This window comes from Flavihumibacter sp. ZG627 (assembly GCF_000814325.1).
Classification (GTDB): domain Bacteria; phylum Bacteroidota; class Bacteroidia; order Chitinophagales; family Chitinophagaceae; genus Flavihumibacter.
Genome location: NZ_JPHF01000012.1, coordinates 92,591 through 113,767 on the forward strand (window position 1 = coordinate 92,591; position 21,177 = coordinate 113,767).

General features: G+C 42.8%; 20 protein-coding genes and 1 tRNA gene. 15 read left to right on the forward strand and 6 right to left on the reverse strand.

Features of this window, described 5'->3' with window-relative positions; all coding sequences use genetic code 11:
* The first annotated feature begins 135 nt into the window (after window positions 1–135).
* From scpB to HY58_RS17360, 6 genes are all read left to right on the forward strand, one after another.
* Window positions 136–939: an SMC-Scp complex subunit ScpB gene (gene scpB / locus HY58_RS17335; RefSeq protein WP_052324258.1), complete on the forward strand. Its 804-nt coding sequence runs from the start codon at window positions 136–138 to the stop codon at window positions 937–939.
* A 48-nt stretch (window positions 940–987) separates the two neighbouring features.
* Window positions 988–2,199: a diaminopimelate decarboxylase gene (gene lysA, locus HY58_RS17340; RefSeq protein WP_039134994.1), complete on the forward strand. Its 1,212-nt coding sequence runs from the start codon at window positions 988–990 to the stop codon at window positions 2,197–2,199.
* Window positions 2,200–2,324: 125 nt separating this feature from the next.
* A complete protein-coding gene (locus HY58_RS17345; protein WP_039134997.1) occupies window positions 2,325–2,987 on the forward strand; it encodes a ferritin-like domain-containing protein in 663 nt (220 codons plus the stop codon).
* A gap of 24 nt (window positions 2,988–3,011) precedes the next feature.
* Window positions 3,012–3,848 (forward strand): ferritin-like domain-containing protein, encoded by an 837-nt coding sequence (locus tag HY58_RS17350; RefSeq protein ID WP_039135000.1) that lies wholly within the window; start codon window positions 3,012–3,014, stop codon window positions 3,846–3,848.
* 73 nt (window positions 3,849–3,921) lie between these two features.
* Entirely contained in the window at window positions 3,922–4,401 is a 480-nt protein-coding gene (locus HY58_RS17355) for a PaaI family thioesterase (protein ID WP_039135003.1), read from the forward strand.
* Between the two features lie 4 nt (window positions 4,402–4,405).
* Window positions 4,406–5,809: an MBL fold metallo-hydrolase gene (locus HY58_RS17360; protein WP_039135005.1), complete on the forward strand. Its 1,404-nt coding sequence runs from the start codon at window positions 4,406–4,408 to the stop codon at window positions 5,807–5,809.
* A gap of 6 nt (window positions 5,810–5,815) precedes the next feature.
* On the opposite strand, the gene HY58_RS17365 is transcribed toward HY58_RS17360, so the two are convergent.
* Both HY58_RS17365 and HY58_RS17370 read right to left on the reverse strand, forming a co-directional pair.
* Window positions 5,816–6,979: a PLP-dependent aspartate aminotransferase family protein gene (locus HY58_RS17365; RefSeq protein ID WP_039135008.1), complete on the reverse strand. Its 1,164-nt coding sequence runs from the start codon at window positions 6,977–6,979 to the stop codon at window positions 5,816–5,818.
* A gap of 45 nt (window positions 6,980–7,024) precedes the next feature.
* Complete coding sequence (locus HY58_RS17370; protein ID WP_039135010.1) at window positions 7,025–7,453, reverse strand: OsmC family protein; 429 nt, start codon at window positions 7,451–7,453, stop codon at window positions 7,025–7,027.
* A 64-nt stretch (window positions 7,454–7,517) separates the two neighbouring features.
* Between HY58_RS17370 and metX the strand changes: the two genes are divergently transcribed.
* The gene (metX, locus tag HY58_RS17375; protein WP_039135013.1) at window positions 7,518–8,537 is read left to right on the forward strand and encodes a homoserine O-acetyltransferase; all 1,020 of its coding nucleotides are present in this window, start codon (window positions 7,518–7,520) and stop codon (window positions 8,535–8,537) included.
* 6 nt (window positions 8,538–8,543) lie between these two features.
* Here metX and HY58_RS17380 read toward each other — a convergent pair whose 3' ends face one another.
* Both HY58_RS17380 and HY58_RS17385 read right to left on the reverse strand, forming a co-directional pair.
* The gene (locus HY58_RS17380) at window positions 8,544–9,239 is read right to left on the reverse strand and encodes a LytTR family DNA-binding domain-containing protein (protein WP_039135015.1); all 696 of its coding nucleotides are present in this window, start codon (window positions 9,237–9,239) and stop codon (window positions 8,544–8,546) included.
* Between the two features lie 6 nt (window positions 9,240–9,245).
* A complete protein-coding gene (locus HY58_RS17385) occupies window positions 9,246–9,638 on the reverse strand; it encodes a hypothetical protein (RefSeq protein WP_039135018.1) in 393 nt (130 codons plus the stop codon).
* Between the two features lie 74 nt (window positions 9,639–9,712).
* Here HY58_RS17385 and HY58_RS19085 point away from each other — a divergent pair, with 74 nt between their 5' ends.
* Window positions 9,713–11,860 (forward strand): PAS domain-containing hybrid sensor histidine kinase/response regulator, encoded by a 2,148-nt coding sequence (locus tag HY58_RS19085; RefSeq protein ID WP_156123742.1) that lies wholly within the window; start codon window positions 9,713–9,715, stop codon window positions 11,858–11,860.
* A 35-nt stretch (window positions 11,861–11,895) separates the two neighbouring features.
* Here the strand turns inward: HY58_RS19085 and HY58_RS17395 are convergent.
* A tRNA-Glu gene (locus HY58_RS17395) sits at window positions 11,896–11,967 on the reverse strand.
* 133 nt (window positions 11,968–12,100) lie between these two features.
* Here HY58_RS17395 and gap point away from each other — a divergent pair.
* From gap to HY58_RS17420, 5 genes are all read left to right on the forward strand, one after another.
* Entirely contained in the window at window positions 12,101–13,114 is a 1,014-nt protein-coding gene (gene gap, locus HY58_RS17400) for a type I glyceraldehyde-3-phosphate dehydrogenase (RefSeq protein ID WP_039135021.1), read from the forward strand.
* Window positions 13,115–13,168: 54 nt separating this feature from the next.
* Window positions 13,169–14,365 carry a phosphoglycerate kinase gene (gene pgk, locus HY58_RS17405; RefSeq protein WP_039135024.1) on the forward strand — a complete coding sequence of 399 codons (1,197 nt, stop codon included), beginning with the start codon at window positions 13,169–13,171 and terminating at the stop codon, window positions 14,363–14,365.
* 99 nt (window positions 14,366–14,464) lie between these two features.
* A complete protein-coding gene (locus HY58_RS17410; RefSeq protein ID WP_039135027.1) occupies window positions 14,465–15,055 on the forward strand; it encodes a LemA family protein in 591 nt (196 codons plus the stop codon).
* Window positions 15,056–15,064: 9 nt separating this feature from the next.
* On the forward strand, window positions 15,065–15,526 hold the full coding sequence (locus HY58_RS17415) for a TPM domain-containing protein (RefSeq protein WP_039135030.1): 462 nt from the start codon (window positions 15,065–15,067) through the stop codon (window positions 15,524–15,526).
* Between the two features lie 19 nt (window positions 15,527–15,545).
* On the forward strand, window positions 15,546–16,337 hold the full coding sequence (locus HY58_RS17420) for a YgcG family protein (protein ID WP_039135032.1): 792 nt from the start codon (window positions 15,546–15,548) through the stop codon (window positions 16,335–16,337).
* A 191-nt stretch (window positions 16,338–16,528) separates the two neighbouring features.
* On the opposite strand, the gene HY58_RS17425 is transcribed toward HY58_RS17420, so the two are convergent.
* Window positions 16,529–19,018 carry a M1 family metallopeptidase gene (locus HY58_RS17425; RefSeq protein WP_039135110.1) on the reverse strand — a complete coding sequence of 830 codons (2,490 nt, stop codon included), beginning with the start codon at window positions 19,016–19,018 and terminating at the stop codon, window positions 16,529–16,531.
* A 114-nt stretch (window positions 19,019–19,132) separates the two neighbouring features.
* Between HY58_RS17425 and HY58_RS17430 the strand changes: the two genes are divergently transcribed.
* Together HY58_RS17430 and truA are read left to right on the forward strand one after the other, a co-directional pair.
* On the forward strand, window positions 19,133–19,840 hold the full coding sequence (locus HY58_RS17430; RefSeq protein ID WP_039135035.1) for a hypothetical protein: 708 nt from the start codon (window positions 19,133–19,135) through the stop codon (window positions 19,838–19,840).
* Window positions 19,841–19,855: 15 nt separating this feature from the next.
* Window positions 19,856–20,602: a tRNA pseudouridine(38-40) synthase TruA gene (truA, locus tag HY58_RS17435; RefSeq protein WP_039135038.1), complete on the forward strand. Its 747-nt coding sequence runs from the start codon at window positions 19,856–19,858 to the stop codon at window positions 20,600–20,602.
* Window positions 20,603–21,177: the final 575 nt, after the last annotated feature.

Genomic DNA, 21,177 nt, shown 5'->3' on the forward strand with positions numbered 1-21,177 from the left:
TTTACCTGATCAGAGGCTTTTCCACATTGTGCAAAACTCCATTTCCCTTTTTATCAAATAAATAGAAGCTTGCGGCATGTTGATTGCTGCAAACCCAGGGAGCATTGTGGCAGCAGTACCTTAAAAATTACGACTATGGAAATCGGACATATCATACCCCATATAGAAGCACTGATCTTTGCCAGTGAAAAGCCTCTCGGCGCTTTAGAGCTGACAGACCTGGTCAACCAGGCTTTTGGGTTCATGGAAGATAAGATCAGCCTCGAGCAGGTGGAAGCAGGAATTGAAGGGATAATTGAAAAATACCAATCAGAGTTTTATCCTTTTGAACTGCGATTCAGTGGTGGTGGATTCCAGTTCCTTACCAAGAAAGAATACCATAAGACGGTAGCCCAGCTTAATGGTGATAAATTCCTGAAACGATTGAGTCCTGCCGCTATGGAAACACTGGCCATCATTGCCTATAAGCAGCCAATAACTAAATCTGAGATCGAGTCGATAAGGGGCGTAAGCGCTGATTATAGTATCCAGAAATTACTGGAGAAAGAACTTATTATTATCAGCGGCAGGAATGAAGAATTGCCTGGAAAGCCACTGGTATATGTTACTTCCCGTTCCTTTATGGATTATTTTGGATTGAATGGTCCGGAAGATCTGCCACGAATCAAAGAAGTGCTTGCAGAACAGGCAGTAGAGCCAACACTTATGTTTGGTAATAACCTCCATGTTGCGAATGGAGATGATGAACAGGTAACGGATACTTTAGTTGATACTTTGGAGGATCCGAACTCAGTTCTTTTGGTAAGTGAGAATGGTGAGTTATTGGAAACCCTTGCTCAGCAGGAAGAAGAAGAGGAGCAGAATCAAACTGAAATAAATCCGGATGAGGATACTGAAAGTTCCGAAACTGGTGAAGAGGAAGAGCAGGATCCGCAATAAATTGTGTTATTGGCTGTATATTCGCCCAATTCGCAAGCAAACTAATTTATGTCTTATTTATCTAATGAGTACCTCGTGCAGATTGCACAGGAGTATGGTACTCCGGTTTATGTTTATAATGCCAACCAGATCAGTGAGCAGTATGAGAAACTGAAATCTGCCTTCACGAAATGTAATGCCCGATTTTTCTATGCCTGTAAGGCACTCAGTAATATTAATATCCTTAAGTATATTGAGTCAATAGGGGCATCGCTTGATTGTGTAAGTATAAACGAAGTGAAACTAGGTCTGCGTGCCGGCTTTACCCCGGAGAGAATTCTATTTACGCCCAACTGTGTTGACTTTGCTGAGATCGATGAAGGCAAACAACTTGGTGTTAACCTCAACATAGATAATATTTCTATTCTGGAACAATTCGGAACAAAATACGGTGGGTCTTATCCTATTTGTATCCGTTTCAACCCTCATATAATGGGTGGGGGCAATTACAAGATTTCAACAGGTCATATAGACAGTAAATTCGGTATCTCCATTCACCAGATTCGCCACATTGAAAGGGTCGTAAAATCAACCGGATTGAATGTTGCGGGCATCCACATGCATACAGGAAGTGATATAAAGGATGTGAATGTTTTCCTGCAGGGGCTTGAAGTGATGTTCGAAATTGCAACACATTTCCCCGCATTGAAATTTATTGACCTCGGTAGTGGATTTAAAGTTCCATACCAGGAAGGTGATGTTCAGACAGATATCAACCTGTTGGGAGAAAAGGTAGCAGAGGCTTTCAAAAATTATCAGCAGGAAACGGGTAAGGAACTGGAAGTATGGTTCGAACCTGGAAAGTACCTGGTAAGTGAATCGGGTTATTTTATCGTTAAGGCAAATGTGATCAAACAAACCACTGCTACTGTTTTTGTGGGTGTTAACAGTGGCTTTAATCACCTTATCAGGCCTATGTTTTATGATGCCTATCATCGTATCAAAAACATCAGCAATGCAAATGGAAGTGAACGGATATATACGGTGGTGGGGAATATATGTGAAACTGACACCTTTGCGTGGGACAGAACGCTGAATGAAGTTCGTGAGGGTGATTTCCTGGTATTCTATAATGCAGGGGCATATGGTTTCGAGATGTCGTCCAATTTCAATTCGCGACTTAAACCAGCTGAAATAATGGTGCTGGATGATAAAACTTACCTTATACGTAAACGTGATAGTTTCGAAGATCTGCTGAAGAACCAACTGGAGGTCATCTGATATTACAAATCATTATAAAAATCCCGGTCGTCAACTACGGCCGGGATTTTTTTTGCCTTATGCAATCCAGTATAATCCTTCTTGCGTAGATCTGTTAATACCATTCATTAAAAAAACTAAATATTATGATTCAACAAACTTCAAAAGCGCTTTCCAGACGGGGATTTCTGGGACAAGCCAGTACCGCCGCCGGAATCATGGTGCTTGCTGCTGCCTGCGATAAAGATGATGACATGATGCCGTCAGATGGCATTGATTTGGGTAGTGGTGATGTGGGCATATTAAATTATGCCTATGCGCTGGAACAATTGGAAGCAGCCTTCTACACTATGGTTATTGCAACCCCCTATAGTGGTATATCAACGTCAGAAAGGGCATTGTTAATGGATATCAGGGATCATGAAATTGCCCACCGCGAATTTTTTAAAGCAGCTTTGGGAACTGCCGCCATACCTGCACTTGAGTTCAATTTCAGTTCCGTGAATTTCAGCAACAGAGATAGTGTTCTGGCCACCTCCAAAGCTTTTGAAGACCTTGGTGTTTCGGCTTACAATGGAGCAGGAAAACTTATATCAAATCCTGATTACCTCACACTGGCAGGTAAGATCGTATCGGTTGAAGCGCGCCATGCTGCCTATATACGAGACCTGATTAGCAATGGAAGTTTTGCAGATACTACGGTTGTTGATATGAATGGACTGGATACCAGCAGGATGCCATCAGAAGTTCTTATGGCCGCTTCCTCTTTTTTGAAATCCAAAATAAACGGATCAAATCTTCCGAAATGATCATAAAACTTTAAATCATCAACTATGCAATTCAATAATATCATCCGCGAGATTCAGCAGGTGGATCCTGAAATGACGGAGAGAATGAGTACCAGGAGAAAGGCAATGAAAGAAATCGCCGGAATGGGCGCGAAGCTAACATTGGCTGCTATGCCCCTGTTTCTCGGTAGTCTGCTTAAGAAGGCCTATGGCCAATCAGGTCCGGCGCAAGGCGCGGTAATGGAAATTCTTAATTATGCACTTACCCTTGAATACCTGGAAGCGGCGTTCTATGAAGCAGCAATTGCAAAAGGAACAGCGCTGGTACCAGCGGGTGCTCCTGCAATGGCTATCAAGACAATTGGAGATCATGAAACAGCCCATGTGGCCTTCTTAAGATCTGCTATAATGAGTTCGGGTGGAACACCAGTAAATAAGCCTCAGTTTGACTTTACTGCAGGAGGTACTTTTCCGGATGTATTCACGAATTACGGAACATTCCTGGCAGTAGCCCAAACCTTTGAAGATACAGGTGTTCGTGCCTACAAGGGTCGTGCAGCCGAATTGGTGAATGGTGGGGATCTGCTTACTGCTGCACTTAATATTCATTCGGTTGAAGCCCGCCATGCAGCACATATACGCCAGATGCGTAAAGCAAATAGTTTTGGGGATGTAAAACCATGGATCACCGGAAAAGATTCCGGTATTGGTGCGGTTGTACAGGCCAGTTATGATGGTGAAGAACTCACTACCCAGGCAGGCGTAAATATCGTTAACATCGGTGGACAAAATATTTCTGCAGCAGCTGCCTCTGAAGCTTTTGATGAGGGACTAACCAAAGACCAGGTCCTTGCAATTGTTTCTCCTTTTATTGCTCAGTAATACGGTCCGGTTGTGTTGTACAAACCGTGCTGAAAGGCACGGTTTTTTTGTGCTTATTCATTATCTTGGAGAGATGTCAAACGAAGGTGCTTTTTTTGCGATTTTGAAGAATCCCATAAAATTCAGGCTATTCCTGCTAATGAATTTGCCAAGTGCTTTTTTTTCAGGTGTACGTGTAGTGGGGGCAGATAGTAACAGCTGTAGTGTAACGGTGCCATATAAGTGGTTTTCTAAGAACCCGTTTAAATCAACCTATTTTGCCTGCCTGGCAATGGCAGGAGAAATGAGTACCGGAGTATTGTGTATGGCCCATATCCATCAGCGCAAGCCGGCAGTTTCCATGCTGGTTTCATCTTTACAGGCAAATTATTATAAAAAAGCCAGGTCAATCACTACATTCACCTGTACGGATGGAGAATCAATAAGGGAAACGATTGAAAAGGCGATAGCAGATGGGGAGAGTAAATCAATAATCACAAAATCAACAGGTAAAAATGAAGCGGGTGAGTTGGTGGCTGAGTTTTTGATTACCTGGTCATTTAAAAGCAAATAATTTTATGAAGATTGCATTCCATGGTGCTGCAAGAACCGTAACCGGTTCCAAACACCTCTTAACACTGAAGAATGGTAAGAAAATTTTGCTTGACTGCGGTATGTTCCAGGGGATGGGAAAAGAAACCGATTCGCTGAACCGACACTTCGGTTTTGATCCTGCCGAGGTGGATATCCTGGTTCTATCACATGCCCATATTGATCATAGCGGCCTTATTCCCCGCCTCGTAAAGGAAGGATTCAACGGTACTATTTATTGCACGCCAGCAACCAGAGCATTAAGCGTTATTCTTTTAGAAGACTCAGCAGAAATCCAGGAAGATGATGTAAAGTATATCAACAAAAAACGTAAAGCTGAGGGCCAGCCCTACCTTCATCCACTTTATACATTGGATGATGCAAAAAAATGTTTTGACATGTTCCGTGAGGTTGAATATGGCAGCTGGTTCAGGATAGAAGAGGGTGTAGAACTTCTATTCACCGATGTAGGTCATATAATAGGAAGCGCAGCAGTACATCTTCGTGTAACAGAACAGGGGAAAACCCAACAGGTTAGTTTCAGCGGTGACGTGGGCAGGTACCGTGATATCATACTACGATCACCAGATGTATTCCCCCAAGCTGATTTTATTATTCTCGAGTCAACTTATGGTAACAGCCTTCACGATCTTCAGACCACTACTCCCGATCATTTATTGGAGTGGATTGAAAAAGTTTGCGTTCAACGCGGAGGAAAATTGATCATACCCGCTTTCAGTGTAGGTCGTACCCAGGAAATATTATATTCCCTTAACCAGTTGGAAGTTGAAAGAAGGCTTCCTGAACTTGATTATTTTGTAGATAGTCCGCTAAGTATTGAAGCAACAGAACTTGTAAAAGGCTATCCGCAATATTTCAACAAAACCATCCAACGCTTATTGCAAACCGATAATGATCCATTTCATTTTAATGGTTTGAAATATGTAAAAACGGTAGAAGAATCCAAGCTGCTTAATTTCAGGAATGGCCCCTGCGTTATTATTTCAGCCAGTGGAATGGCAGATGCCGGAAGAGTAAAACACCATATCAGTAATAATATCGAGAATAGTCATAATGCTATACTGATGGTAGGATACTGTGAACCGAATTCACTTGGTGGAAGGTTGCTTGCCGGTAAAAAAGAGGTTTCGATTTTTGGAGTTTCACATGAAGTGCACGCAGAAATAGGATCAGTAAGAAGCATGAGTGCCCATGGCGATTATGAAGATCTGAGCCAGTTCCTTGCCTGCCAGGATCCCCGAATGGTCAAAAAGCTTTTTCTCGTTCATGGAGAATTTGATGTACAGATTCAATTCAAGCAAAGACTGATCAACAAGGGGTTCCTTGATGTTGATATCCCGGAGAGGCATTATGAAATAGGGCTTACCTGATCATCCTTAAGCCGCATCTAAACCTTTGAGAATGTCGGCCAGAATATCATCCCGGTTTTCAAGTCCGGCAGATATACGAATAAGTCCGGCGCTGATGCCCACCGCTATTCTTTCAGCTTCTGAAAGCTTGGCATGTGTAGTACTCGCGGGATGGGATGCAATGCTTCGGGTATCACCAAGGTTAGCTGATAGGGAAAGCATTTGGAGTGCATTAAGAAAATTTCTGCCGCTCTCAATTCCACCTTTGAGTTCAAAGCATACGATCCCCCCGCCATTCTTCATTTGTTTTTTAGCGATATGGTGATGCGGATGGGATGGCAGCTCGGGATATTTCACCCAACTGAGCTTTGGATGGCCATCGAGCTTTTCAGCGATAAACAATGCGTTGGATGAATGCCTTTCCATTCTGACTTCCAGGGTTTCGAGACTTTTACTTAATATCCAGGCATTAAATGGAGAAAGGGAAGGGCCTGTGCTTCTGCAGAACATATAAACCTCCTTTATCAGTTCTTTATTGCCCAGTACTATTCCCCCAAGCACTCTGCCTTGTCCGTCGAGCCATTTTGTTGCAGAATGGATAACAAGATCAGCACCAAAATCACCTGGGCGTTGTGCGATGGGCGTAGCAAAACAGTTGTCTACATTTAGCAGTAATCCATGTTTTTTTGCAAGCCGGCTTACAGCCTCAAGGTCTATCACATCCAACGCCGGATTGGTGGGTGTTTCAATATAGATCATCCTGGTTGACGGGGTAATTTCTTTCTCCCAGGTATCTATATCACCGGCATCAACATAACTATAACTGATGCCATATTTCGGGAGGTATTTGGTTATGACGGTATGGGTACTGCCAAATATACTTCTGCAACTCAGCAAATGATCTCCCTGTTTGAGAAAGGTCATGAAAGATGCAAATATGGCGCTCATGCCCGAAGCAGTGGCGAAGCCAGCCTCCATGCCTTCAAGCACACACATCCTGTCTACAAATTCCTTGACATTTGGATTGCTGAATCTGCTGTAAATATTATCATCAGTTTCATCCGCGAATGCTGCCCTCATTTCTTCCGCGTTGTCAAAACAAAAGCTGCTTGTCAGGAACATAGGTTGAGAATGTTCCATTTCACCGGTTCTTTCAATTTGAGTACGGATTGCTTTTGATATTGGATGCATCTTATGATTGTTTATAATGGTTCTCTTTTCCGCTCTTCGCCCTTTTTATTTTCCCGGTTCAAGCCTTACTTCCCAGCTAATTTCACAACCACCCCGGCGAAGTGTTTCCGCAACGGAACAATATTTATCCATGGAGAGCTGGGCAGCACGTTTTGCCTTATCCTCGTCAATATTACCTCCCATTGTAAACACGATGCGGGCCGATTTCCATAATGACGGTTCAACCCCCGATTCCCTTTCTGCTTCTATATGCATGGAAAAATGGATGAGATCCTGTCTTTGCTTCTTCAGAATACTGACCACATCAATTCCGCTGCAGCCTCCCAGGCCCATCAGTAATAACTGCATTGGCCTTACTCCATAGTTGCTGCCTCCTGTTTCCGGACTGGTATCGATCCTTACAACGTGTCCGTTTGCATCCGATGCTTCGAAACCAAAATCTCCATTTTGCCTGATAATATCGATGATAACCATTTTAAAAGAGTATTTTTTTCATTTAAGACACAAAGGTAACGGTGGGAGCGTTTATTTTGCAGTCATGCTTCATCGTTTTATTTCACAGGAGCCGTTTGAACTTGAAAACGGAATTGTTTTGCCCTCATTAGAGATCGCCTATCACACTTATGGTGAGAAAAATATGGATGGCACCAATGTTGTTTGGGTATGTCATGCACTTACTGCCAATGCGGAAGTAATGCAGTGGTGGCCAGGTGTGGTAGATGAAGGCGCGGCAATTGACCCATCCAAACATTTTATCGTATGTGCCAATATTCTTGGTTCCTGCTATGGAAGCAGTGGCCCCCTTTCGGCGGATATCGTTAACGGTGAAACTTATTATGCTGCCTTTCCCCAGGTAACAATAAGGGATATGGTGAAAGCCCATATTTTACTGAGAAAGCATCTGGAAATAGATTCAATTTCCTTGTGTATGGGTGGAAGCATGGGCGGTTACCAGGCATTAGAATGGGCCATAATGGAACCCCACCTGGTAAAAAGAATCTTTTTAATAGCCACCTCGGCCACGGAAAGTGCCTGGGGCATAGCCATTCATGAGGCTCAGCGTTTGGCAATTGAAGCAGATAGTAGCTGGAAAGAAAAGCAACCTTCGGCTGGTGCAAAAGGGTTGAAAGCGGCACGTGCTATAGGTATGTTAACGTATCGCAACTATACCGCCATGGTAAACCAGCAACAGGATCCGGATTCAGAAAAACTCGATAACTACCGTGCTGCATCCTATATCAGTTACCAGGGCGATAAACTTGTAAAGCGATTCAACGCTCAGTCGTACTGGTTGCTAACTAAGAGTATGGATAGTCATCATATTGCAAGAGGAAGAGGCGGAGATGTAGTGAAAATGCTGAACTCAATTAAGCAACCAACGCTCATAATCGGTATTACAAGTGACCTCCTTTGTCCCCTTGAAGAACAGCAACGTATGGCTTCATCCATTCCCACCGCAACATTTGTTGAAATAGATTCAATGTATGGCCATGATGGTTTCCTGGTTGAATCGAAACAGGTAAGTCACCACCTTGCAGAATGGTTGGAGAACTCTTAATAAAATTTACTGCAATACCTTGATATGCTTTTTCACCTTAGCCTTATTTGCTTTGCTGACGGGTATCAGATGCCCTTCAATACTGGCATTGTTATCACGGAAATCATTGAGCTTGCACATATTCACTATATAAGAACGGTGAACCTGGCAGAAAATATCCGGATCAATTTGTGATAGAAGTTTCTTCATGCTATTATGAGTTATGTACTTTTTGTCTTTAGTTACAAAGCGTACATAATCACCCATACTTTCCATATATAGTATTTCCGAAGTTTTAAGTCTTATTACCTGCCCGTTACATTTGATGAAAATATCCTCTTCTCCTTTCTTTTTCTCTTTAGCGTTGGCGGTAATGGTTATTACTTTCCCCACTGCATCCAGAAAGCGCTGGTAGGTATAGGGTTTTTTAAGGTAATCGCATACATTATATTCAAATGCCGTGAACGCATGGTTGGTATGAGCTGTGGTCATTATTACCTGTGGTTGCATATTGATCTGGTCAAGCAAGTCAAAGCCACTTGGTCCTGGCATTTCAACATCCAGGAAAACAAGGTCAACTACGTTTTGCTGAAGAAATTCAGCAGCTAATACTGCATCAGGAAAATGATGCAATACATTGACGATTCCCGACCGAACGCAGAATTTTTTTAGTATCTCAGCCGACATGGGCTGGTCTTCAACTATTATCGCTTTTATATTCATGGCGTACTAATGCAGGTGGTTCTTTAATCTGTTTGATTCCATCTCAAGGAGGTTGAGGCCAATCTCCATCTGTTGAATGAGGCGATGATAGCTCTCCTTCAGGTTCTCCCGGTCAGGTTTCCTGCAGCAGAAATCTTCAAACACCTGTACATGCTGTTGCCAGTAGTGGAGCCCCGAAAAGCCCCACAAAGGCTTTATACGGTGAAACCGTTGCCTTAAACTTTCTGCATCACCACGTTCCGCAAAGGGCTTGCTTAGATGTATCTCATTGATGATCTGCTCGTGGGCAGTCATAAAAATTTCAGCGATGGCATTAAGATCGTTGTCATGAACCTCCAAAAGGTAGGCGCTGTCAAAGACCGCGCTGAAATCGAAGGTTTCGGTTTTCATCACAGGCATAGGATACAATTTTGGACATTGGTCAGCGTTATACTTTCGTCCTGAAAAATCAAAAAGAAAATGGCGCTGTCCAGATGAAAACGAAAAACCTTTACTCAATAGTATTTCAAGCCATAAGAATTTGGGACCAGTTGGCTGAAGATCTTTATGAAAGACAGCGTAAGGCAGGCGTTACACCGCTTAAATCACTTACGGAGATCGGGATAGGTGTTACCGCATTGAACGTTATCCTGAGTCATTGGGTGAGCCAGTTTGGAAGCGCTTTTATTTTCCTGCTCTCCTGCACCGCACTTGTTATAGCCTATGTTCTCCGCTTATATAACCGGGAGAACCAGGCCAAATGGCTTGTGATCGGAACTTTTAATGCCACGCTTTGTTTTGCCTGTTATTTTGCCGGACTTAAAACCGGCACTTATTTGTATTATTTCCCTGTAATTTTTGCAATGGTCTTTCTGATAGACAGCAAGATCAACCAGGAATTACTGATAATTGAAGCCATCACCATGACATTTCTTGGTGTTACTTTTCTTTTTTCACCTTATGAAATACAAAGTGCCGAGGCCGGTTCCGATAGCTTCCATTATTTCTTCAGAACAAACCTTTCGCTCTCTTTAATATTCACGGGTATTGTTGGCTATTCAATTTTAAAGACCCTTGGTGTTAAAGAAGAAGAAATGCGGAGTGAGAAAGCATTTTCGGATACAATTTTCAATACATCACTTGATGCAAGTTTTATTATTGGCCTCGATGATGAGTTGGTTGTTGACTGTAATGAGCGCGTACTTGAATTATTTGGATACGGAAAAAAAGATGCAGTATTAGATCGTTCTGTTGAATCACTTCTGGGTCGGCCAGCCCTGGAAATAGTCAGGACCTTCAGGTTGGGCAATACTTCACAAATGACGCCCTGGGTAGGGAATATGGAATTTGAACAGTTGAATGGCGTTCCGGTATATGCCCATACCAATATTGTTGGGTTTAATCATCAGGGTAAGCGATTTGTAAAAATGAGTATTCTGGATATTACCCAGATAAGGATTGCAGAAGTAGAAACCCTTAAGGCTAAAGAAAAGGCAGAAAGGGCGGCTATGGTCAAATCCCGCTTTCTATCCAATATGAGTCATGAATTAAGGACTCCGCTTAATGCTATCATCGGAACCACAAATCTGCTGTTAGATGAAGGCTTTAGTGATGATAAAAGACCTATGCTGGATGTATTGAAACACTCATCCGAGCATATGCTTGAACTGGTAAATGATGTATTGGATTATAGTAAACTTGAAGCAGATAAAATGGAACTCGAAAAGCTTCCTTTTATATTGCAGGGAGGCCTTAAGAAATTACATGGTATATTCCAGCCCGCCTACCAGGCAAAACAACTTCAGTTCAGGCTTGAAGAAGATATACCTCCCGGTATAATGGTTGTAGGAGATGAATTGCGGTTAACCCAGGTGCTCAATAACCTGTTATCAAATGCTTTGAAATTTACAGAGAAAGGCCAGGTAGTATTGTCAGTAAAAGCAATGAACCAGACAAGGGATGCAATGAGCATTCAGTTTTCTGTTGCTGATACCGGAATTGGAATACAGAAAGAAAAATTACATAGGATCTTCGACAAATTTTACCAGACAGATGCTATGACCACGCGTAAATATGGCGGGTCGGGACTGGGCCTTGCAATTAGTAAATATCTGGTATCATTAATGGGGGGAACATTGCAGGTAGAAAGTACTCCCAGGAAAGGGAGCTGTTTTTCATTTATTATTCAGTTACCAATTATTGCCAGTCAAAATGGCAAGGAAGCTGTGATTGTAGAGGGCATGCATAATCAACTGGAAGGAGTTAAAATACTCATTGCTGAAGATAACCCGGTAAACATGATGGTAGTAAAGAAATTCCTGCAAAAATGGGGGGTGGAAGTTACCGAAGCCATCAATGGTCTGGAGGCGCTTGATGCACTCAGGGCACAACCATTTGACCTTTTGCTGGTGGATCTCGAAATGCCCCTGGTAGATGGTGCAGGGGTGGTAGCCGTGTCAAGAAAGGAATATCCCCGAATACCCGTGATTGCATTTACAGCAGCGGTGTATGACAATATGATTGAAGACCTGCACCAGAAAGGCTTTTCAGATTTTCTCCCTAAACCTTTCCGTCCTGATGACCTGAAGGATAAGATTGTTAAGCTTTTAACGCCTGCCGGATCAGAAAAGCGGAGGGCATAAAATGACGAAAGCCTCACTCAGTGAGGCTTTTTTTGTAGCGCGTACGGGAATCGAACCCGTCATTCTTCCGTGAAAGGGAAGCGTCTTAACCGATTGACCAACGCGCCATTTCCCGTTTGGGAGTGCAAAGATAGGGAGCGGGACATATTCACCAAAAATATTTTCTTAAATTTTTCTTGGCTTTACACAAACTGTAACTTAGCGCCTCATTAATTAAAATCAAATCTCAAACTTGAAATTATGAGCACTGTAAAAGTTGCCATTAACGGTTTCGGTAGGATCGGAAGACTGGTATATCGCCAGATCTATAATATGGAAGGTATTGACGTTGTTGCAATAAATGATCTGACTTCTCCAAAGGTACTTGCACATCTGTTGAAGTATGATAGCGCACAGGGTCGCTTTGATGCGGAAGTAAATGCTACTGATGATGCCATTGTTGTAAATGGTGACCAGGTTAAAATATATGCTCAGAAGGATCCTTCACAGATACCGTGGGGTAGTCACGGTGTAGATGTTGTAATTGAAAGTACAGGTTTCTTCGCCGACAAAGATAAGGCTGCTGCTCACCTTAAAGCAGGCGCCAGGCGTGTTGTGATTTCTGCACCGGCAACCGGAGATCTCAAAACAGTTGTGTTTAATGTAAACCATAATATCCTCGATGGTTCTGAAGAAATCATTTCCTGTGCCTCCTGTACAACTAACTGCCTTGCGCCAATGGCAAAGGTTCTTCAGGATAGCTATGGCATTGTTGTAGGCAGCATGACAACTGTGCATGCGTATACAAATGATCAGAACACATTGGATGCGCCACATCCAAAAGGAGACCTTCGCCGTGCACGTGCTGCAGCTGCCAATATAGTTCCTAATAGTACGGGTGCAGCAAAGGCAATCGGACTTGTTCTACCGGAACTTAAAGGAAAGCTTGATGGTGGAGCACAGCGCATTCCGGTTATCACGGGTTCACTAACTGAACTTACTTCTGTACTTGCGAAGAAAGTTACTGTAGAAGAAATCAATGCAGCAATGAAAGCCGCAAGCAATGAAAGCTTCGGTTATACTGAAGATGAGATCGTAAGCAGTGATATTATCGGTATATCTTACGGATCATTGTTTGATGCAACACAAACCAAAGTTGTAACAGTAGGTGATCAGCAACTGGTGAAAACCGTGAGCTGGTATGATAATGAGATGAGCTATGTTAGCCAGCTCGTTCGCACTGTGAAATTCTTTGCAGGACTAATATCCAAATAGATACGGAAAGCGGGTTATGCCCGCTTTTATTTTTTCCCCGCTTAACCAACTAATATGAGCAAATTCAGTCAATATGATTTTGCGGGTCAGAAAGCATTGATCCGTGTTGATTTTAATGTGCCCCTTAATGATAAATATGAGATCACGGATGATACACGCATGCGTGCTGCCATCCCTACCATTCAGAAGATCCTGAAGGATGGTGGTAAAGTGATTTTAATGAGTCATTTAGGAAGGCCTAAAGATGGTCCAACTGAAAAGTATTCACTAAAGCATATTGTTCCACATCTCACTGAATTGTTGGGTGGTGCAAAAGTACATTTTGCTTCTGATTGTATAGACGCAACAGCACAGGATGCAGTGAATGCATTGCAGAACGGTGAAGTATTGTTACTTGAAAATCTTCGTTTTTATAAGGAGGAGGAAAAAGGAAATGAAGAGTTTGCCGGAAAGCTTGCAGCACTCGGAGACGTATATATAAATGATGCATTTGGAACAGCCCATCGTGCGCATGCCTCAACAGCTATCATTGCAAAATTCTTTGATGCTGATAAAAAAATGTTCGGGTTGGTTATGGAAGGAGAGGTGAGCAGTGCTGAGAAAGTGTTGCACGGGGCGGAAAATCCCTTCACAGCAATCATTGGCGGAGCAAAAGTGTCTGACAAGATTCTCATAATTGAAAACCTGCTGGAGAGAGCTACTGATATTATCATTGGCGGTGGTATGGCGTATACCTTTATGAAAGCTCAGGGTGGAAAAATCGGAAATTCCCTATGCGAAGAAGACAGGTTGGAGATGGCTAATGAGTTACTAGCAAAAGCAACAGCCAAAGGCGTTAATATACATCTGCCATCCGATTCCATTATTGCCGATGCATTTAATGAAGCTGCAAATGTTTCCGTTTCACCAAGTAATGCAATACCTGATGGATGGATGGGACTGGATATTGGTCCGGCTGCAAGTAATCAGTTTTCTAACGTAATCCGACATTCGAAAACGATTCTCTGGAACGGACCTATGGGTGTATTCGAGATGGCTAAATTCCAGGCCGGAACAAAGGCAATTGCCGATGCGGTAGCGGATGCTACACAACATGGCGCTTTCTCCCTGGTAGGTGGTGGAGATTCGGTAGCTGCGGTTAACCAGTTCGGTTATACTGATAAGGTAAGTTATGTATCTACAGGTGGTGGTGCAATGCTTGAATACTTTGAAGGGAAAGAACTTCCAGGTATAGCTGCGGTCAAAGCCTGATAATTCCTGAATATTTATTTTGCGGGCCATCCAACCAGGTGGCCCTCTTTTTTTGTCTACTATGTTGTACATTTAAAATCTCAACTAAATCTTTCTGCAATGAATTCTAAAAATCTTATCATCATCATTATTGTAGGTGCCATCCTTTTGCTGGGTGGATGTGGCTGCTCCAGGTACAACTCTATGGTTCAGCAGGATGAAAATGTAAAAAATAAGTGGAACAATGTTCAGAGTGATTACCAGCGGAGGTCAGACCTTATTCCAAACCTGGTGAAAACGGTACAAGGTGCTGCAAACTTTGAGCAGGAAACACTGACCAAGGTTATAGAAGCACGTTCTAAAGCAACGTCCGTTCAGATCGATCCAACAAATATAACTCCCGAAAAACTCGCAGAATATCAACAAGCGCAGGCTGGCGTAAGTTCTGCATTGGGCAGGTTGCTTGCAGTGGTAGAGAATTATCCTGATTTAAAGGCCAACCAGAATTTCCGTGACCTCCAGGCGCAGTTGGAAGGAACTGAGAACCGAATAAAAGTTTCGCGTAATGATTTTAACGCTGCGGTACAAGAGTATAACGGTACGGTAAGAACTTTCCCTAATAATTTGTTTGCAGGTATGTTTGGCTTTAAGGTAAGGGAAGGCTTCCAGGCTGATCCCGGCGCTGAAAGAGCTCCACAAGTACAATTCTAAAAAAGAATAATGGCATTTTTCTCCTTCAGGAAAGGATCCCGGTTCTTCACACATGATGAGGCTTCAAAGATCGTTCAGGCTATCCGTGAGGCAGAAGTCAAAACAAGTGGGGAGATCCGGGTCTTTATTGAGAGTCGTTGCAAGTATGTAAATCCAGTTGACCGGGCTGCAGAATTATTCTGGAGTTTGCAAATGGATCATACACAAGACCGTAATGGTGTGCTTGTATATGTGGCATCAAAAGATCACCAGGTTGCTCTATGGGGTGATGATGGAATACATAAGATTGCCGGGCCTGACTTCTGGACGAACGAAGTGGTTCAGCTTACTGATCATTTTCACCACAATGCATATGCCGAGGGCATTCTACTTGTCATAAATGACATTGGTGAATTATTACAGAAACATTTCCCTTACAAAGCAACTACTGATAAAAATGAATTGCCGGACGATATTATTTTCGGGCACTAAGGGCAAGCAGCTGAATATTATGAAGAGATCACTCCTTTTACTTTTACTGCTTATTGTGCTACTGCCATTGGCAGCACAGCGCACTTTGCCAAAACCGGTACCGGCAAAACTGGTAAATGATGCTGCAGGATTGCTGACACCTGACCAGGTGGCTTCTCTGGAAGCCAAGCTTGTGGCATACGACGATTCAACCTCCAACCAGATAGCAGTAGTAACAGTTCCAACACTCAATGGACTGGAGCCTGTGGATTATGCCACAGAGCTTGGCCGCGATTGGGGTATAGGAGGTAAGGAATTCAATAATGGAATTATTATTCTCATCTCAACAGGTCAGGGAGAAGGAGAAAGCCGGAAAGTTTTTATTGCAACAGGATATGGTCTGGAAGGTGCAGTTCCTGATATCACCGCTAAGCAGATTGTAGAAACAGATATGGTGCCTAATCTTCAGGCTGGTAATTATTACCGGGCAATTGATGAGGCTACTTCATCACTAATAAGAGCGGCGGCAGGTGAATATAAGGCACCAGAAGGTTATCGTAAAAAGGGAAAGAAAGATGGGTTTCCACTTGGACTAATAGTAATGGTGATCATTCTGGTAATATTTCTTTCCAGTAGGGGTGGGGGTGGAAGAGGTGGTGGCGGAATGATGAGCAGGCGAGGTTACAGAGGATGGAATAGCGGACCTCCAATCATATTTCTTCCTGGTGGCGGCGGTGGCGGCGGCTGGGGAGGGGGTGGCGGCGGAGGCGGTGGCTTCGGCGGTTTTGGCGGCGGCGGTTTTGGCGGCGGCGGAGCAGGCGGAAGCTGGTAATAGTGTCTCATAAATAATTAAGAATGCCACCCATTGGTGGCATTCTTAATTTAGAAAAGACTGTAATTGGTTACCGTCTTAGCAGGTATTAAACAAGGCTTAAGTCGGGGTGTAGAGGGTAGGTGGTCACCTCCTGATCGCCTCTTTATCGCCTCTTTATCTCCTCCTGGTCACCAGCACCTTAAATATTCTCAAAATGCTTTTTTCTCACTTACCCGTTTCGCTTTGATATATTCCACCAGTTCCGTATTGTTCTCTTTTTGCTTTGCAACCTGAATGCTTTGAAGGATCATGTCATTAATATAGGGATCCAGCTGGTTGCGGTAGGCTTGTGGAATACCTTCCCGGAACTCCACCAGGTTATCAACGCCCTTCTTTACTTTATCAACAGATTTAATGCCAGCAATCAACTGGGCATAGGGTTGTAATAATTCAAACTTTGTTTGCGTGAGTGGCATGGAAGAAAAAGCGTTGCTTATTGATTCAAAAGATTCTTCAATGCCATTCTTCGCAGAAACAAGGGTTACAGCGCTAACCAATGCCCCCTTAATAGGTTGGCCAGCCAGTTTGCGGGTAGCTTCAATTGCGGCCGCATTATCTACTACCATAAGGCTTTCAAGGGAAGCTCCTGCAACACTATAAGAGGAGTCATTAATTCCCTTGCGGAAAATGGGCGTATATGCGGCATTGTTATAACTGCCCAGTAATTCAATGGCTTTTGCCTTTACAATTTTCTTATTGTCTTTTTCAGCAATACCTGCTATTATTTTTTCTGCTGCTGTTCTTACTGCCGGCTTTTTCATATCCAGTTTTGTAAGAGTGAGAGTTCTTAGCCCATGATATGGATCTTTAGCTGATTGCAGCAGTAGTGCCATGGCTTTTGGATCATCCTGTTTTGTAGCGGCAAACTCAATAGCTTCGCGGCGATCCATATAATTTCCGGCATGTGTATACTGGTAGATAAATTGCTCAAGCGTTTTGTCATCTTGTTTTTCAGCAAGTAATATTTTATCTCCATCTACATTAACCAGGTCGGGCTTTTGTTGATATGAAAACCGGAAACTATCGGTTTTATTGGAGGCTATAACATTATGTCTTGTTTTCTTCCCTCCTTCATAGATGTCGATTGCGAAAGGCAGTTGGAATAATTGGTCTCCGCCCTGAGTTTGTTCAATGATCACATCAACTGTTTTTGCAGCATCATCATATATGTAGTTTATTTTCAATTTTGGATGTCCGGCATTAAAGTACCATTGATTGAAGAACCAGTTCAGGTCGCGACCGCTCACTTCCTCAAATGCCAAACGAAGGTGATGGGCTTCAGCAGCTTTGAATTTGTTTGCGGTGAGGTATTTATTCATCCCTTTAAAAAATGCACTGTCGCCCAGATAATTTCTAAGCATATGCAGAATCCTGCCGCCTTTCTGGTAGCTTACTCCATCAAACATATCTTCTTTATCCTGATAATGGAATCTTGCCAGGTGTTTTTCAGCATTGGCCGGATTAGCCAGGTATCCTTGCATGCCCGCATAGCTGGTAGCTGCGCCTGCATCTTTGCCATATTTGTATTCATTCCATAATGTTTCACTGTAATCCGCAAAAGACTCGTTGAGGGTAAGGTTGCTCCAGCTCTCGGCGGTAACATAATCACCAAACCAATGATGGAAAAGCTCATGAGCAATTACATCTTCCCACCTGTTTTCATCCAGCAGTTCTCGCGCATCTTGCTGAGCACTTTCCTGGTGAAGGGTGGCGGTTGTATTTTCCATTGCTCCGCTCACATAGTCCCTCCCCACAATTTGTGCATATTTGACCCAGGGGTAATCAATGCCCGTAATTTTACTGAAATAGGCCATCATTTCTGGTGTATTACCGAAAATTTTGCGTGCCACTGGAGCATATTCTTTCTCAACATAATAACTGACTTCCTTGCCTTTGTAGTTATCCTTAACCACGGCATAATCGCCTACCCCCATAAAGAATAGATAAGGAGCATGGGGCAGATCCATTTTCCAATGATCGGTGCGGGTACCATCATTATTGGCTTTGGAGCTAATCATTTTACCATTACTCAATGTGACATACTTCGAAGGAACTGTCATCAGAATTTCCTGGGTTGTTTTCTGTCCCGGGCGGTCGATAGTTGGGCACCACACAGATGTAGCTTCGGTTTCACCCTGGGTCCAGATCTGGGTGGGTTTGTTCTTATCTTCTCCTTTTGGATTAATAAAATACAAGCCTTTTGCATCAGTGATGGCGGCGCTTCCTTTAACTTTAAGTTCATCGGGTTTTGCGATATAATCTATATGTACAGTATATGGTTCACTACCTTTATAAACCTTATTTAATTTTATCCGGAGTTGTGTTCCATCATAATCATATTTAAGTGTTGACATGGCTGATCCCTTAACAAGGGCAACTTTTTTTATTTCCATGCCCTTTGCATCAAGCGTCAATGAGTCTGTTGAATAAAAATGAGGTTTTAAGGTAATCCATGCTTTTCCATACATCCAGGATTTTGTATAATCAAACCGCGCTTCAAGACGTGTGTGTACGAGGTTATTGATCTGGGTTGGCGTTTCCCGATAGGGTGGTTTCTCAGTGGGCTGCCCCTCCGGCACCTGGGCAAAGCCGCCTAAAAGTGATAACAAACAAACTAAACCGAAAATTCCTTTTTTCATATGTGTATTTTGACCGGGTAAATTTATCGGATAGCTGGCATCATTATTCATAAAAAAGTATGAAAGGTTCGGAAAGGCTTGTTTCAGTAGATTTGTTTACTAAACATCAGGTGGTTGAAAAGCATTTTACTAACAGGAATTATAGTGGTAAATATGGTTGCAGGGGCATTTGCCCAGGGTTCGGGTTATATCCTGCTCCAAACCGAGCCTTCTCAGCCTTTTTATGTCCGAACAGCCGACAGCCTTTACCATTCGGCAGAAGGTAATTACCTGGTGCTGGCTCCATTGAGGGGCATAAAAGATGTGATTATCGGCTTGCATGGAGGACAGTATCCACTTGCCGTTTTCACTATAACGGATAGTTCCATGGAGGCCGGGTTGTTATTAAGAAACACGGGAGAGGAGGGCTGGAGGTTATTGAACTGGCAAACCAATGAGATGATAAAGATCCGGCGGCCAGGAAGGGAAGAATCGGAAAGGGGTCAGATGCAACGGCGATCGGATGCGTTTGCTATTCGTTTAGCCCAGGCGGTAAATGATGATGCCATCTTATATTACAGGACTGCAAATATCCTAAAGCCAGTTGTAAGGAAGACCCCAACAGAAAAAGTCAATGATATAAAAGAGGAGAATAAAGTTATTTCGCAACCTAAATCAGGCGATTCCACGGAGCGGCCCAAAGCCCGGTTGCCCTTAACCAAACTATCAGAAGTGCGTCGGCTTGAATTGATGCGAACTGCAGATGGGCTTAAAATCACCTATGAGGTAAAGGAATCCGGAGGTAAGGATATCGTTATCATTGAGATACCGAAGGAATACTGACCTTACATTCGCATAATGAACAGGTATTTTATAGAAGTGAGTTATAGGGGAACCGCGTATTCGGGGTTTCAGGTTCAGGACAATTCGCATACTGTACAGGCTGAGCTACAGAAAGCTATGGAGTTGGTATTCAGGAAGCCCTTTATGTTGACGGGCTCCTCCCGTACTGATGCAGGTGTTCATGCGGTACAGAACTATTTTCATTTTGATGATGAAAATGAATTCAGCCAAAAGCAGGTATATAACCTGAATGCAGTTCTACCTAATGATTTGGCAGTGAATCGATTGATAAAAATGAATTCATCTTCACATAGTCGTTTTGATGCCATCAGCAGAGAATACCGGTATCATATTTATACCAGAAAAGATCCTTTTCTTCATGACAGGGCATATTTCTTTCCATATACAACGGATATGGATGCGATGCAGGCCGCAGCTGGTATTCTCCAGGAATACACTGATTTTACAAGTTTCAGTAAAAGAAACACCCAGGTAAAGACATTTATATGTAGGCTTTATGAGAGCAGGTGGGAGCAATCTTCAGCAGGATACAGTTATTATGTAAAGGGCAACCGCTTTTTGAGAGGAATGGTAAGAGCACTTACTGCCACAATGCTAAAGGTAGGGCGCGGAAACATTGACCTGCTGGAATTCCGATCTATTATAGAGGGCCGTGATTGTACGTTAGCGCATTTCGCAGTGCCGGCACATGGTTTATTCCTGGAAAGAGTCAATTATCCGGATGGTTATTTTCCTGAGTAACATTGTTAAATACGGCTTCAGGCACATTAACTACAAAAATATATATGGGCTGTAATCCTTAGTGGGCTGGGCTTAGGCCATTTTAACAATAAGTGGTAGTATAAATTATTTGGAGAGAACCCATTGGTGATTATCTTTGCGCCCCGCATTTGAAGTAAAACAGATGCGAAAGTTCTTCGAGAGGTGGCAGAAAAAAATCTTCAAAAAAAGATTTGGTGGTTTACGAAAAACACTGCTACCTTTGCACCCCGCTACGGATTTAAAGCGGTTAGTTCTTCGAAATAAAACGGGTTATTTTTCATTTCTTTTTTGGTGATTTAAAGTACATAATGTGCCGGAAATTACTGATAGATTTAAGCCTTCTGGTTTTTAAAACGGGAAGGAAAAAGGAAGAAAAAAAACTTCGAAAAAAGTTTGGTTCGAAATGATGAAATCACTTACCTTTGCAACCCGAACGACGGGAAAGAAATTGTGAGATAAGTTATTGAGGGTTAAGGATTTGAAGAGTTTGAACCGGGCGAAAAAAATAGAGAGAAAGTTAGTAATAATATTCTTTAAGATCTTTGAAAGTTTGG